This window comes from Massilia eurypsychrophila (genome assembly GCF_002760655.1).
GTDB lineage: Bacteria > Pseudomonadota > Gammaproteobacteria > Burkholderiales > Burkholderiaceae_D > JAFCUW01.
This window is the reverse complement of the sequence record NZ_PDOC01000012.1, coordinates 18,211-32,324: the sequence shown is the minus strand read 5'-3', so window position 1 is coordinate 32,324 and position 14,114 is coordinate 18,211. Positions and strand designations below refer to the sequence as shown.

The following is a 14,114-nucleotide window of genomic DNA, read 5'->3' as shown; positions in this document are numbered from 1 at the left end:
TTTGATATTCGGCCAGACAGCCCACGACCATCTTTTAAACGGGTCTGACCCCAATATTAAAAATCGGGATTATCCCATCGTTACAGGTCCTCCAGCGAATATCAATTCGGGGTCAGACCCGTTTGATATTCGGTGACCGACGCGCCAGCTTGTTAATAACCGGGTCTGACCCCGGTTTAGAACTCGGTTGAAATGTGATTGTCCGCATGAGTTTTGCCATATATGATGGCAGCCGAAAACATTATCTAAAGGTACATGATGAGATTGATGACTACGCTAAGCCTGGCGGCGTTGATTGCCGCTTCGCCCGTCTCGTTCGCCGCGCCGCCAGCAGCGGCGCCGGTGCCGGCGCCGGCTGCCGGTGTCATCACCGTTGGCCACGTCAATGCGGTGTCCGCCTTGCTTAAGGCGATGCAGGCGGAAAAGATGATGCGATCGATTACCGGCTCGAGCCGCTACGCCAACGACACACAACGCCAGGCCGCCTACGCCAAGCTCGAAAAAGTGCCGCCGGCGCAGATTTACGCACGCCTGGCGTATCCGCTGGCTCGCACCATCAGCGCCGAAACGGCCACCGAGATGGCACGCTTCTATGCTTCCGACTACGGCAAGAAAGTCGTCCACCAGATGTACAACAGCGGACCGAGCATGGGTGCGCCGCGTGCCCCCATATCCACCCCCGCCGAGCGCAAGGACATGCAGCGTCCCGCATTTATCAAGGCCAACAAGGCGCTGGCCGAAGCGCAAAGCACCATCCGCCACGAAGGATTCGTGCTGCTGCAAGCCATCGCCAAGTAAACCGCCGGGCAACTGCAGCTAGAAACATTCGATTCATCCCCTCACATCGGGGTCGGACCTGGGTTTGCCCCCGATGCTGCACTAGCACAAATTAGGTCGGATAACCTATTCGTTTTGCCTATATCTTGATAACGTTGTGGTATTTTCACACCTGACGCATCGACACAGGTTCAAGTGTTTAAAATGAAATTTTTCATTTTGGAGAAGCCGCGTGTTCCAGCCAAGTACCCTCCGTAAAGCCATCCTGCTCAGCCTGTACGGCAGCGCCGCCCTCGCCGTCATGTCGCCCGCCGCCTTCGCGCAGAGCGCCGGCACCGTCGCCAAGGACGAGATCCAGACCGTCAACGTGGTCGGTTCGCGCCGCGCCGCCAACACCTCGGCCACCGAAACGGTGGTGCCGGTCGATTTCATCCCGATGACCAAGATCGCCGAACAAGGCGGCCAGTTCGACCTGGCCCAGACGCTGACCTACATCTCGCCTTCGTTTAACTCGACCCGCCAGACTGGCGCCGACGGCGCCGACCTGATCGACTCGGCAGCGCTGCGCGGCCTCGGCTCGGACCAGACGCTGGTGCTGATGAACGGCAAACGCCGCCACACGACCGCGCTGGTCAATATCTTCGGCGCGCGCAACCGCGGCAACACCGGCACCGACATGAATGCGATCCCGCTGCTGGCGATCAAAAACGTGCAGGTGCTGCGTCACGGCGCCGCCGCCCAGTACGGCTCGGACGCGATCGCCGGCGTGATCAACATCGACATGAAGAAAAGCCTCGGCTGCGAAACCGTTGTCGGCGCCGGCCAGTATTCAGAAGGCGATGGCCGCAACTACCTCGGCTCGGCCTACTGCGGCGTGCAGGTCGGCGACAAGGGCGTCATCGGCATCACCGCCGAAGTGCTCAACCGCGGCCGCTCGAATCGCGAAGTCGACAACAGCCCGCGCATCATCGGCGATTCGCTGGTGAAGAACCGCACGCTGTACGTCAACGGCGAAATCCCGACCGGCGCCGCCGGCCGCGTCTACTTCACCGCCGGCGTGCAGGATCGCTACGGTTCGAGCGCGGCGTGGGGCCGCGGCGGCATCGGCTCGGACGACATCCCGTCGAAAAATTCGGCGGCGATGTACCCGGACGGCTTCGCGCCGTTCATCAACGCCGACGTCGACGACCGCTTCGGCACGATCGGCTACCGCACCCGCGCCGGCGAATGGAATGCCGACCTGTCGCAGACCTATGGCTTTAACAAGATGGTCTACAACATCAGCAATACGCTGAACGCGTCGATCGCCAACAAGGATCTGCTGGCCGGCGGCAAAGGCATCAGCCCGAGCCAGTTCAACGCCGGCGGCTTCGAGTTCGAGCAGCTGACCACCAACGCCGACGTGAGCCGCTTCTACGGCGACATCCTCGGCGGCCTGAACGTCGCGCTGGGCGCCGAGTACCGCAAGGAGAACTACAAGATCTTCGCCGGCGAGCCAGGCTCGTACAACGACGTCGACGGCCTCGGCTTCGGCGGCAACGCCGGCAGCCAGGGCTTCCCGGGCTTTCAGCCGAGCGACGCCACCGACAAGGGCCGCCACAGCAGCGCCGCCTATCTCGACCTCGAGGCCGACGTCACCGACCGCATCAAGCTGCAGGGCGCCGTTCGCTACGAAAAATTCAGCGACTTCGGATCCACCGTCACCGGCAAGGTCGCCGGCTCGTTCCGCCTGGCCGACGCGGTACTGCTGCGCGGCTCGGCCAGCACGGGCTTCCGCGCGCCGTCGCTGCAGCAGGTGTACTTCTCGTCGACGTTCACCGACTTCGTCGGCGGCGTCGCCAAGGACGTGGTGTTCGCGCCGAACGGCGGCAACGTCACCAACGCGGCCGGCATTCCGAAGCTGAAGGAAGAAAAATCGAAGAGCTTCACGCTCGGCACGACGTGGACGCCGACGGCGTCGACTTCGGTGACGGCCGACCTGTACCGCATCGACATCGACGACCGCATCGTGCTGTCGGGCCGCTTCGACTCGGACAACTACCCGGCCCTCGGCGACATCCTGCTGAACCTGGGCGTGGCGTCGGCGCAGTTCTTCGTCAACTCGATCGACACCCGCACCCAGGGCCTGGACGTGACGGTGGCGAACAAGAGCGATGTCATGGGCGGCAAGCTCAATACCTTCCTGGCGCTGAACTTCAGTACCACCGACGTCACCAACATCAAGGCGCCGCCATCGCTGGCAGGCTTTGAAGACGTGCTGCTGTCGGAACGCGAGCGCCTGTTCATTGAGCAGGGCGGCCCGCGCCGCAAGGCTACCTTGGGCTTCGACTACACGCTGGGCAAAGTGAACACGGAACTGAAGATCATCCACTTCGGCCCGCAGTCGCTCGGCACCTTCTCCGGCCCGCCGACGCCACTGATGAAGTATGAGGCGAAGACGTCGGCCGACCTGGCGTTCACCTACGCCTTCACGCCGAAGACCAAGTTCACCATCGGCGCGGCGAACATCTTCAACGTCAAGCCGACCGCGCACGATCCGAACGAGACCGACAACGGCTTCAAATACGAGAGCGTGCAGTTTGGCTTGAACGGCACGTCGTACTTCGCGCGCATGTGGCACAAGTTCTAAGCCGTCGCACTGCCCCAGTTCCACCGGGGTCTGACCCAGCGGGTCAGACCCCCGGCGCCAACTACGCGTTCTTCGGGAACGTCACCACCGCACTCAGGCCACCGAGCCGCTCCGACTGGCCCAGCGTCAGCGTTGCCCCATGCCGTTCGGCGATCGCCTTGATGATCGCCAGCCCCAATCCACTGCCAGACGCCTCGCTGCCCGCAATCCGGTAGAAGCGGTCAAACACGCGCTCGCGTTCTTCGGCAGGAATCCCCGGCCCGCTGTCTTCGACCACAATGCGCGCGCCTGCCGCGTCCTGCTGCACCGCCAGGTCGATGGTGCCGCCCGGCGGCGTGTACTTGATCGCGTTGTCGACCAGGTTGCGCAACAGGATCATCAGCGCATCGCCCTGCCCGTTCACGCGCGCGTCATCGGCGCGCAGCAGTCCCAGGTCGACGCCCTTGTTCTGCGCCACGCCGGCCAGGTCGCCGACGGTGCGCCGCGCCAGGTCGGCCAGCGCCACCTGCTGCGCCTTGGCGCCGCCGGCCGCACCAGCCTCCTGCCGCGCCAGCACCAGCAGCTGCTCGACCAGGCGGGTGGCGCGCTCGATGCCGGCCGTCAGGCGCGACACGGCGACCTGGCGCGCGTCGGGACTGTCGGCCCGCTCCAGGCCCTGCACCTGCAGCTTCAGCGCAGCTAGTGGCGTGCGCAGTTCGTGCGCGGCGTCGGCGACAAAATTCTGCTGCGCGTCGAACGCGGTCCTGACGCGGCCGAACAGCAGGTTCAGTTCCTGCACCAGCGGGCGCACCTCGTCGGGCAGGCCCGACTCCGACACCGGCGACAGGTCGTCGGCCTGGCGCGAGGCCACCTGCTTGCGCACGCGCGCGACCGGCTCGAGCGATCCGCTCACTACCCACCACACGACCAGCATCAAGATCGGCATCATCACAGCGATTGGACCGACCGTGCGCAGCGCCACATTGCCGGCCATCTGGCGCCGCGCCGCCATGTCCTGCGCCACCTGCACGGTCTGGCTGCTGGTCTGCACCGAAAAAATCCGATATGTTTTGCCGTTCGCTTGAACATTCGAAAAACCCAGCACCGCCCGCTGCGGCAGGCGCGCGGGCGACACGCTGCGGAACACCTGCACCCCGTCCGGCGTCCACACCTGCACCACCAGGTCGCCGTTTTCGGCGGTGGCGTCGATGCCCGCGGGTGCCTCCATGTTCGACAGGGCCGCTCCCGAACGCAGCGACAGCGCCATTTGCTGCATGTGATAGTCGGAGATCTGATCGACGTCGGCCAGAGCCGTCCGGTACGCGATCGAGGCCTGGGCGATGGCGGCGATGCTGATCGCCGCCAGCAGGAACCACAGCAGGCGCCCGCGTAGGGAGTGCGTCACTTTCATAGCTTGGGCACCATGTAACCGACCCCGCGCACATTCTGTATCAGGTCGCTGCCGAGTTTTTTGCGCAGGCCGTGGATGTACACTTCGACCGCATTGCTGGACACCTCATCGCGCCAGCTGTACAGCTTTTCTTCGAGCTGGGCGCGCGACAGCACCGCGCCTGGCCGGGCGATCAGCGCTTCAAGCACGGCCCATTCGCGCGCCGACAGGCTGGCGGCAACGCCATCGACCGTCACTTCGCGCGTGGCCGGGTTGATCGAGATGTTCTTGTAGTCGAAGACCGGTTCGCCGCGCCCGGCCGAGCGGCGCAGCAAGGCGCGGATGCGCGCCAGCAGTTCATCGAGGTCGTAAGGTTTGAGGACGTAATCGTCGGCGCCGGCATCGAGCCCGGCGATGCGCTGGCCGACCGCGTCGCGCGCGGTGGCAACCAGTACCGGAGTGCGGTCCTTGCGGGCGCGCATGGCGCGCAGCACTTCCAGGCCGTCCTTGCGCGGCAGGCCCAGGTCGAGCACGACCAGGTCGTAGTTCTGCGATTGCATCAGGGCGGTGTCGGCCATTTCGCCGTCCTTGACCCAGTCGACGGCGTAGTGCTCGGCCCTGAGCAGGTCGAGCACCACTTCGCCGATCATCACATCGTCCTCCACCAGCAGTAAGCGCATTGCTTCCTCGTTCTTAGCATTACCGATGGAGGACTACCTTCATCAGCCGATCCGCACCGGAATGAAGATTTTGTCACCACCGCGCTGAATCAGCAAGGCCACCGACTTCGACGACTTGCCGACGACGTCGCGCACCTGCTCGATGCTGGTGACCGGACGGCCGTTAATCGACAGCAGTACGTCGCCCGGCTGCACGCCCGCACTGGCCGCGGCGCCGCCGGTTTCCTCGATCACCAGGCCCGATGCGAGGCCCGACTGGCGCCGCTCCATCGGCTGCAGCGGCCGCAGCGACAGGCCAAGCTTGGAGCCGGTGTCCTCAAGCGCCGCCACTTCGCGCTCGGCGCGCTGCGGCTTTTCGCTGGCGTCGCCGAGGCGCGCGCCGAGCTGCACGATCTTACCGTCGCGCCAGACGTCGAGCGTGACCTTGTCGCCAGGGCTGGCGACACTGAGCATCGCCGGAAGGTCTCCCGATGCGACTATCGACTGGCCGTTCAGCTTGCGAATCACGTCCCCCGACTTGATACCCGCTTTGTCAGCCGCACCACCCTTTTCGACATTCGACACCAGTGCTCCCTCCGGCGACTCCAGCTTGAAAGCGTCGGCAAACCCCTGCCCCACTTCCTGCACCGTCACGCCCAGCCTTGCGTGCTTGACCGTGCCGGTTGCAACCAGCTGCTCCTTGATCTTGTTGGCCACATCGATCGGAATCGCAAACGACAGGCCCTGGTAGCCGCCGGTCTGGCTGTAGATCTGCGAATTGATGCCGACCACTTCGCCGCGCGTATTGAACAGCGGCCCGCCCGAGTTACCGGGGTTGACGGCGACGTCGGTCTGGATGAACGGCACGCTGTCGTCGGGCAGCGAGCGGCCCTTGGCGCTGACGACGCCGGCCGTCACGCTGCTGTCGAGGCCAAACGGCGAACCGATCGCCAGCACCCATTCGCCGACGCGCAGGTCGTTCGATTTACCGATCGGTACCACCGGCAGGTTCTTGGCATCGATCTTGAGCACAGCGACGTCCGTCTTCGGATCGGAGCCGAGCACCTTGGCGCGGTATTCGCGCCGGTCCTGCAGCTTGACCGTGACTTCGCTGGCATCGCGCACCACGTGCGCGTTGGTAAGGATGACGCCGTCCGGGCTTACTATGAACCCGGATCCGGCGCCAATAACGGGAGTATTCCGCTGGCCGCGCGGATTTTGCGGTCCCTGGAAGCGGCGGAAAAACTCAAAAAATGGATCGTTCTCGTCGAGCTGCGGACCGCCGCGGCCCTGCGGGCCGTTCATGGCGGTCTTGGTGCTGCCGGTGACGCGGATGTTGACCACGGCCGGTCCCATGCGCGCGACAATCTGCGTAAAGTCAGGCAGCGCCATTGCCACGTTCGCGCCGGTAGCCGCCAGCGGCGCCGGCGCCACGTAGTTCGGTGCGGCCGTGGCTGCGGCCGCACCGGATGCGACTGCGTTGTTATGATTGACTGCGATCGCGCCTACCGCGCCGCCGATCACGCCGGCGGCGGCCAGGGCCAGCATCAGCTTCTTTGCGGTGATGGCAGTAACGGCACCTTGGTTATGCATTGTCGTACTCCTGCGAGATAGTGGTTTGTCGATGACTGCAGTGTGCACCTGCAGACTTAGGGTTAGCTTAAGTGTGCAAAAGGGCGCCCCGTGCATGCGAGCGCCCTTTCCATTTCGGCCGTCGGCGCGTGCGGGATCTGACCCTGCGTGACCAGCCCCCTTCATGCGGCCTGGGCGAAGTTACGCCGCCTGGCGCTGCTCGATCGCCTGCACGTTGTCGCCACCGTCGATGACGATTTTGCGCGGCTTGAGCGCCTCGGGCACTTCGCGCACCAGTTCAATGGTCAGCATGCCGTTGTTGAAGGTGGCAGTGGTGACCTTGACATGGTTAGCCAGCTGGAAGCGCTGCTCGAAGTCGCGCGCAGCGATGCCGCGGTGCAGGTAGGTGCGCTGCTGGTCATCCTTCTGCTTGCGACCGGCAATGTGCAGCGAATCGCGCTCGGCGATGATCTCCACTTCCGAACGGTCGAAGCCGGCAACGGCCATCACGATCCGGTACTGGTCTTCGCCGACCAGCTCGATGTTGTATGGCGGATAGCTGGGCTGGGCGTCGGCGCGCTGCTCGAGCAGGTTGGCCAGGCGGTCGAAGCCGATAGCGGAACGGTAGAGAGGGGTCAGGTCAAATGTACGCATGATAAATATCCTTTTAGAAGTTAAGCGATAAGTTTCGGACCTCTGATGAGCATCCGATGCATCCAATCTAGTGATGGGCAAGAGGCATTTCAAGGCCTTGAAAAATACGGTTTTTTGCCCAATAGACCGAAAAATATTTGCCGATACTTGCCGACACACCCCCGTTTTGCGCCGTGCTACACTCCGAAACCTGTTTCTTTAGACCACTTAACATTCTTCGCCGCCATGACCGCACCGTTCAAGTTCCGCCTCCTGCCCCTCGTCGCCCTGATCGCCGCGATCGCCCTGCCGGCCAGCGCCGCGGTGCCGCCGCCGCTCGACCAGCCGTATCCGGGCACCATCGTGCTGAAGGTCGATGCGACCAACCTGAGCCAGCAAATTTTCCGCATGAAGATGTCGATCCCGGTCAAGCCGGGTCCGCTGACGATGCTGTACCCGCAGTGGCTGCCCGGCAATCATGGTCCGAGCGGCCCGCTGACGCAGCTGGCCGGCCTGAAGTTCACCGGCAACGGCAAGCCGGTCGAGTGGGTGCGCGACCCGGTGCATGTGCACGCCTTCCACGTCACGGTGCCGGAAGGCGTCAGCACGCTCGAGGCCGAGTACCAGTTCCTGTCGCCGCTCGACAGCGCGCAGGGACGCATCACGATGACCAACGAGATCCTCGGCGTGCAGTGGCCGTCGGTGACCTTGTATCCGGCCGGCTACAACAGCCGCCGCATCACGGTGCAGCCGAACCTGACCTTGCCGGACGGCTGGCAGTTCGGCAGCGCGCTCGAGACGGCCGGGCGCAACGGCAACGAAGTGGCCTTCAAGCCGCTGGACCTGGAAACGCTGATCGACTCGCCGCTGTTTGCCGGCCGCTACTTCAAGCGTATCGACCTCGATCCGGGCGCCAAGGTGCCGGTACACCTGAACATCGTCGCCGACAATCCGGAAAGCCTGGAAGCGACGCCGGAGCAGATCGAGGCGCACCGCGCGATGGTCAAGCAGGCGGCCAAGCTGTTCGGCTCGTATCATTACAACCATTACGACTTCCTGTTCGCCCTGTCGGACGAGTTCGGCGGCATCGGCCGCGAGCATCACCAGTCGAGCGAGAACGGCGTCAAGCCGGGCTACTTCACCGATTGGGCCAGGAGCGAGTCGGGGCGCGAACTGCTGCCGCACGAATACGTCCACTCGTGGGACGGCAAGTTCCGTCGCCCTGCCGGCCAGGATGTGCCGAACTTTAACGTGCCGCTGCAAAACGAATTGCTGTGGGTGTACGAGGGCCAGACGCAATACTGGGGCAAGGTGCTGGCCGCACGCTCCGGCCTGATCTCCGAGAACGGCACGCGCAACGGCATTGCCGCGCTCGCCGCGCTGTACGACAACGTACAGGGCCGCTCGTGGCGCGCGATGCAGGACACCGTCAACGACCCGATCATCAACGGCCGGCGCGCGCTTGGCTGGAGCAACTGGCAGCGCAGCGAAGACTATTACGTCGAAGGCATGTTCATCTGGCTCGACGTCGACACCAAGATCCGCGAGATGTCGGGCGACACCCGTTCGCTGGATGACTTCGCGCGCGCCTTCTACGGCATCAACAACGGCAGCTTCGTGCCGGCGTTCTACACCTTCGCCGACGTCGTTGCCGCATTGAACAAGGTGCAGGCGTTCGACTGGGCGCCCTTCCTGCGCAGCCGCCTCGACGGGCACGGCAGCGGCGCGCCGCTCGACGGCCTGGCGCGGGCCGGCTGGAAGCTGGTCTACAAGGACGCGCCGAGCGACGCCACCAAGGCCAGCGAAGAGCGCAGCAAGTCAAGCGACTTCAGCTATTCGCTGGGCATCTCGGTCAAGCAGGATGGCGCCATCGCCGGCGTCGTGTGGGATGGCGTCGCCTTTCGCGCCGGGCTGGCCGGCAACAGCAGCATCGTCGCCGTCAACAACCGCGCCTACAAGGCCGAGGTGCTGAAGGCTGCCATCAAGGCGGCCAAGGGCAGCAAGGCGCCGATCGACTTGCTGGTGAAACAGGGCTCCAACTACCGCACCATTGCGCTCGATTACCATGGCGGCGCGCGCTACCCGCACCTCGAGCGCATCGCCGGCAGCAAGGACCGGCTGGGCACGATCCTGAAGGCCGTCAAGTAATTTCCTGATGGTGTATGCTGAAACTATGACTACAGATACCGACATCCAACTGAGTGGCCCGTTCAAGGCCGCCGACAGCAGCGGCCGTTCCCACGACGTCAAGGCAATTCGCATTTTCGATGAGGGCTACGGAATTATTGACGTGTACGTGGACTTCTCGCAGCCCATCGAAAGCGGGCTGTACAAGGACAAGGCGCTGGTCGGCAACATCATCGACCGCCTGCGCGCGCTGGGCTACGTTGGGCCGAACTTCGAGCACAGCGATCCAGGCCTGCAAGACAGCAAGCTGATCGTGCTGGAAGCGCCGGAAGAGTTCAGCGAGTTCGCCAAGAAAAAGGGCTGGAAGAACCTGGCCGAGGAATTTGACGACGAGTAGTGCGTGGGTGGCGTTTTAACCTTCGTTGCATCTGCAGTTTGGCAGCCGTCCTCCTCGCGGCTCGCCCGTTGCCGCTTACAGCCCTGCTACAGTTTCTCGCCCAGTGTCACATCGAGCCCTGGGAACGCAAGCCGCTGAAAAATCGCATTGATCTCGGCCGGGGGCAGACGCATGCCGCTTGCCACCCACCAGACGATGATCGACCATAGCGCACCAATGACGTAATGCACTGCCAGCTCCACAGCGGCAGCCTGCGCACCTTGTCCGCGGCGATTCGCCAAATCTTCGCGCACCAATCCATCGAGCATCTGGCGGACATGCCGCTCGACCGACATTTCGCTCGCCGGCGCGATCGATTTTTCGTAGATCGCGCGGTGCGATGCCAGATGCTGAAATAACGGTAGCGTGAATCCCAGCCGCTGGTCCGGCTCGGTGCGCCATGCTTGAACGAGCCACGTACGCAGATTCGCCACGCTGCCGGCGAGCAGGTCATCCTTGCTGTCGAAATGGGCGTAAAACGTGGCGCGCCCCACATCGGCGCGTTCGAGCAGATTCTGAATCGTGATGCGCTCGTATCCCCGCTCCATCATGAGTGCGGGCAGCGCATTGAGCAGCGCTGCGCGCGTCTGCCGAACCCGGCGGTCTATCTTGTCTGCCATCGTTCTCGAACATATCTCATAGAGCTATTCCACAGCGAACAAAACAATGCGCTCTGTTCGGGCCTTTTCATCTTCCGAACAGTATGTTCCATATTCCTAACAACAACAAGGAACATGCATGAGAACCAACCAGTCAGGACAGATCGTTCTGGAGAACATCGGCCGCGACTACATCACCGGTTCACGCCGGTTTGCCGCACTTTCCGGCGTCAGCATTGATATCGGCGCAGGTGAATGCGTGGCCGTGGTCGGTAAATCGGGCAGCGGTAAAACCACCTTGACCAATTTACTCACCGGAATTGACAGCCCAAGCACGGGAACGATCTACATTGGCGGCAACCCGATACACAGCATGTCGCAAAACGCGCTGACGGCGTGGCGCGGCCGTCATGTGGGCGTGATTTTTCAATTCTTTCAATTGCTGCCGACATTGACCGTCGCCGAGAACGTGATGCTGCCGATGGATTTTTGCGCCACCTTCGCACGCGCCGAGCGCCGTCCGCGTGCCATGGCGCTGCTGGAGCGGCTTGGGATTGCCGACCAGGCCGACAAACTGCCGGCTGACCTGTCGGGCGGCCAGCAGCAGCGGGCTGCGATCGCGCGTGCGTTGGCCAACGATCCGCCGATCCTAGTCGCCGATGAGCCAACCGGAAATCTCGATTCGGCCACTGCCGACGATGTGATGTCTTTGCTCGCCGCGCTCGCGAAGGAAGGCAGGACGCTCATTATCGTTACCCATGAACACGACTTCGCCCGGTTTTTTACTCGCACCATCACGCTGTGCGACGGTATCATCACCAGCGATGTGCAGTCGCCGAGGGCAAACAAATGAGCCCGCGCTGGATCAAGATCCTGCGCGATGTACGCCTTGCACGAGGCCGCCTGCTGATGGTCGTTCTGGCGCTTGCCGTCAGTATTGCCGCGGTCGTTACCATGCTTGGCGCCTACACCGTGCTGGCGCGCGAGGTCCCGCGAAACTATAACGACACCAACCCTGCATCGGCGCAGCTAGAGACGGTTGGCCAGATCGATGCCGATCTGCTGGAGCAGATTGCGCGTCGGCCCAATATTGCGGCTGCAGAACTCGCCGCGACTACCACGGCGCGTGTTGAGATCGCGCCGGGTAAATGGTTACCTATGCGCATATTTGTTGTTCCCGACTTTGCGCAATTGCGCATCAATACGCTGGGTCGGGAGGCCGGCAGCTGGCCCCCGCCCGCAGGGACACTGCTCATCGAGCGTAGTGCGCTTGGCTTGTCGGCAGGGGCGCTCGGGCAAAGCCTGACCGTCGAGTTTCGGCGCGCGGGAAGCCATCGTATTGTCGTTGGCGGCGTGGTCCACGATCCGGGGCTCGCACCGGCGCGCCAGGAGCAAGTCCTTTATGGCTATGCAACACCGGCAACGCTGGCGCGCTTCGGCGAACAGGTGCCTCTGAACTTGCTCAAGATCGTCGTCGCCCATGGGACCGCCGATAGCGCTGCCATCGAAATTACAGCGCGCGGGCTGTCTCAGTGGCTGCAGGCGCGTGGCGTTCAGGTGCATGAAGTGCGTATTCCGCCGCCGATGCAGCATCCGCATCAGTCCCAGATGAATACCGTGCTGCTGATGCTATTCATATTCAGTCTGCTTGTGCTGCTGCTCGGTAGTGTACTGACCGCAACGATCATCAGCGGACTGCTCAGCCAGCAGGTGCGCCAGATGGCTATCATGAAGGCAATCGGCGCGAGCCGGCTTCAGCTGTCGGGCCTGTATCTTGGCATGATCGGCGCTCTCGCGGGCCTCGCTCTTGTCGTCGCGTTGCCGCTTGGCGTGATGGGCGGGCGCGCATTGGTGGCCGCTGTGGCGGAACTACTCAATCTGCGCATTGCCAGCATGGCCCTTCCCTGGCACCTGTACGCAGCGACCATCGTCCTCGGTGTCGCAGCCCCGCTGGCCGCAGCGCTGGCGCCTATCCTTGCGGCCACTCGCTTGACAGTGCAGTCGGCGATGCAGGACCGGGACGTCAGCCGCGACACGCCGGGCGCTGCGTGGACACGGCGCTGGCTCCAGCGCGCCGCTGTGCGCGATCCTGCTTTCACGCTTGCCCTGCGTAACGTGCTGCGGCGGCGTTCCCGATTCTTGATGACCATCTTGTTGCTGTCGGGCGCAGGCGCGATGTTCTTAACCAGCATGAACCTGCGGGCAGCCTGGGAAAACAATGTCGCCCAGGCTGCGGCCGATCGCAAGTTCGACCTTGAGCTGCGATTGGACGAAGCCGCGCCGTCCGATCGCCTGATGGGGTTGATCGGCGCCATTGCGGCGGTACGGCGGGCGGAGGGATGGAGCATTGCGCCGGCAGCGCTCGCCGGGGAAGGCGGCATTTCCATATCACGCCGCTACCCCGACGGTGGGCATGGCAGCTTCTCGTTACGCGCCGCCCCTGCCGATACGACATTGGTCGCCTTGAACATGCTTGCCGGTCGCTGGCTGCGGCCTGAAGACAGGGGCGCCGCAGTACTAAATCATCAAGCACTGTCAACGGTATTTCCTGGCGCTAAAGTCGGCGGCATGATCACCGTGAAGATTGAGGAGCAGACACGAACGTTCAAAGTGGTGGGCATTGTGCGAGACATCCTGGCGCCAGGCGCGGTCTACGTGTCGCCGGCGGACTTTGCCGAGACCACCGGCTCCGGTGGCGCCGTCAATGCGGTGCGAATCTCGCTCATTGACAAAGCGCAAGTTCCATCGGCTGCGTCAACGGTCATCACAGCCCTGGCGGCAGGTGGCGTCAGCGTAAAAACCTCGCTGACCGAAACATCGTTTTCGGCAGCGCAGGGGGCGCACATATATATCCTGGTATGGGCGCTTGGATTTATTGCAACCATGATGGCCGTGGTCGGCCTGCTCGGACTTGCCTCATCGCTTGGCAACAGCGTGCTGGAACGAACCAGGGAATTCGGTGTGATGCGCGCGCTTGGCGCTTCTTCAGGCGCGGTGGTACGCAGCGTACTGTATGAGGGAATACTGACCGCGTTCGCCAGCGCGCTGGCCGCGGTCGCGGTCGCAGCGATGCCCTCGGCAGCGGTGGGTGCAATGCTGGCATCCATTTCCAACCAGAACATCTCGCTACAGTTGTCACCGGTCGCAGTTGCCCTCTGGTTTGCAGTGGCCGTGTCGGCAGCGTTGGTGGCCAGTTACATTCCGGCGACGCGTGCCGCAAGGCTTACGATCAAGCAAACCCAGGAGTGGCAATACGCGTGAGAACAACGCGGCAGCAGCCTGGGGCCAGCGATCCGGTGATTGCTTTGCGACT

11 protein-coding genes are annotated in these 14,114 nt (G+C 63.3%); 6 read left to right on the top strand and 5 right to left on the bottom strand.

The features are described 5' to 3' along the window. Nucleotides 1-267 precede the first annotated feature (267 nt). Together CR105_RS17760 and CR105_RS17755 are read left to right on the top strand one after the other, a co-directional pair. Nucleotides 268-798 (top strand): hypothetical protein, encoded by a 531-nt coding sequence (locus CR105_RS17760; protein ID WP_229413991.1) that lies wholly within the window; start codon nt 268-270, stop codon nt 796-798. Between the two features lie 211 nt (nt 799-1,009). Further along, nucleotides 1,010-3,406 (top strand): TonB-dependent receptor plug domain-containing protein, encoded by a 2,397-nt coding sequence (locus tag CR105_RS17755; RefSeq protein ID WP_307189641.1) that lies wholly within the window; start codon nt 1,010-1,012, stop codon nt 3,404-3,406. Nucleotides 3,407-3,467: 61 nt separating this feature from the next. Here the strand turns inward: CR105_RS17755 and CR105_RS17750 are convergent, their stop codons facing one another. From CR105_RS17750 to CR105_RS17735, 4 genes are all read right to left on the bottom strand, one after another. Next, nucleotides 3,468-4,796 (bottom strand): ATP-binding protein, encoded by a 1,329-nt coding sequence (locus CR105_RS17750; protein ID WP_099790601.1) that lies wholly within the window; start codon nt 4,794-4,796, stop codon nt 3,468-3,470. Next, a complete protein-coding gene (locus tag CR105_RS17745) occupies nt 4,793-5,455 on the bottom strand; it encodes a response regulator (RefSeq protein WP_099790599.1) in 663 nt (220 codons plus the stop codon). Before CR105_RS17745 ends, CR105_RS17750 begins: the two co-directional genes overlap by 4 nt. 42 nt (nt 5,456-5,497) lie before the next feature. Next, on the bottom strand, nt 5,498-7,027 hold the full coding sequence (locus CR105_RS17740; protein WP_099790597.1) for a DegQ family serine endoprotease: 1,530 nt from the start codon (nt 7,025-7,027) through the stop codon (nt 5,498-5,500). Nucleotides 7,028-7,207: 180 nt separating this feature from the next. After that, nucleotides 7,208-7,660, bottom strand: a complete 453-nt coding sequence (locus CR105_RS17735) for an Hsp20 family protein (protein ID WP_099790595.1) — start codon at nt 7,658-7,660, stop codon at nt 7,208-7,210. Nucleotides 7,661-7,885: 225 nt separating this feature from the next. On the opposite strand from CR105_RS17735, the gene CR105_RS17730 reads away from it, so the two are divergent. Then, nucleotides 7,886-9,787 carry a M61 family metallopeptidase gene (locus tag CR105_RS17730; protein ID WP_099790593.1) on the top strand — a complete coding sequence of 634 codons (1,902 nt, stop codon included), beginning with the start codon at nt 7,886-7,888 and terminating at the stop codon, nt 9,785-9,787. 25 nt (nt 9,788-9,812) lie between these two features. Further along, nucleotides 9,813-10,163 (top strand): hypothetical protein, encoded by a 351-nt coding sequence (locus CR105_RS17725; protein ID WP_099790591.1) that lies wholly within the window; start codon nt 9,813-9,815, stop codon nt 10,161-10,163. Nucleotides 10,164-10,249: 86 nt separating this feature from the next. On the opposite strand, the gene CR105_RS17720 is transcribed toward CR105_RS17725, so the two are convergent. Further along, the gene (locus CR105_RS17720) at nt 10,250-10,822 is read right to left on the bottom strand and encodes a TetR/AcrR family transcriptional regulator (RefSeq protein WP_099790589.1); all 573 of its coding nucleotides are present in this window, start codon (nt 10,820-10,822) and stop codon (nt 10,250-10,252) included. Nucleotides 10,823-10,940: 118 nt separating this feature from the next. Between CR105_RS17720 and CR105_RS17715 the strand changes: the two genes are divergently transcribed. Together CR105_RS17715 and CR105_RS17710 are read left to right on the top strand one after the other, a co-directional pair. Beyond that, entirely contained in the window at nt 10,941-11,654 is a 714-nt protein-coding gene (locus CR105_RS17715) for an ABC transporter ATP-binding protein (RefSeq protein WP_099790587.1), read from the top strand. Next, nucleotides 11,651-14,062 carry an ABC transporter permease gene (locus tag CR105_RS17710; protein ID WP_099790585.1) on the top strand — a complete coding sequence of 804 codons (2,412 nt, stop codon included), beginning with the start codon at nt 11,651-11,653 and terminating at the stop codon, nt 14,060-14,062. Before CR105_RS17715 ends, CR105_RS17710 begins: the two co-directional genes overlap by 4 nt. Nucleotides 14,063-14,114: the final 52 nt, after the last annotated feature.

Coding starts and splice junctions, on each gene's coding strand:
- CR105_RS17760 (WP_229413991.1), top strand. CDS start 268: ATGACTACGCTAAGCCTGGCGGCGTTGATTGCCGCTTCGCCCGTCTCG.
- CR105_RS17750 (WP_099790601.1), bottom strand. CDS start 4,796: ATGAAAGTGACGCACTCCCTACGCGGGCGCCTGCTGTGGTTCCTGCTG.
- CR105_RS17745 (WP_099790599.1), bottom strand. CDS start 5,455: ATGCGCTTACTGCTGGTGGAGGACGATGTGATGATCGGCGAAGTGGTG.
- CR105_RS17740 (WP_099790597.1), bottom strand. CDS start 7,027: ATGCATAACCAAGGTGCCGTTACTGCCATCACCGCAAAGAAGCTGATG.
- CR105_RS17735 (WP_099790595.1), bottom strand. CDS start 7,660: ATGCGTACATTTGACCTGACCCCTCTCTACCGTTCCGCTATCGGCTTC.
- CR105_RS17730 (WP_099790593.1), top strand. CDS start 7,886: ATGACCGCACCGTTCAAGTTCCGCCTCCTGCCCCTCGTCGCCCTGATC.
- CR105_RS17725 (WP_099790591.1), top strand. CDS start 9,813: ATGACTACAGATACCGACATCCAACTGAGTGGCCCGTTCAAGGCCGCC.
- CR105_RS17720 (WP_099790589.1), bottom strand. CDS start 10,822: ATGGCAGACAAGATAGACCGCCGGGTTCGGCAGACGCGCGCAGCGCTG.
- CR105_RS17715 (WP_099790587.1), top strand. CDS start 10,941: ATGAGAACCAACCAGTCAGGACAGATCGTTCTGGAGAACATCGGCCGC.
- CR105_RS17710 (WP_099790585.1), top strand. CDS start 11,651: ATGAGCCCGCGCTGGATCAAGATCCTGCGCGATGTACGCCTTGCACGA.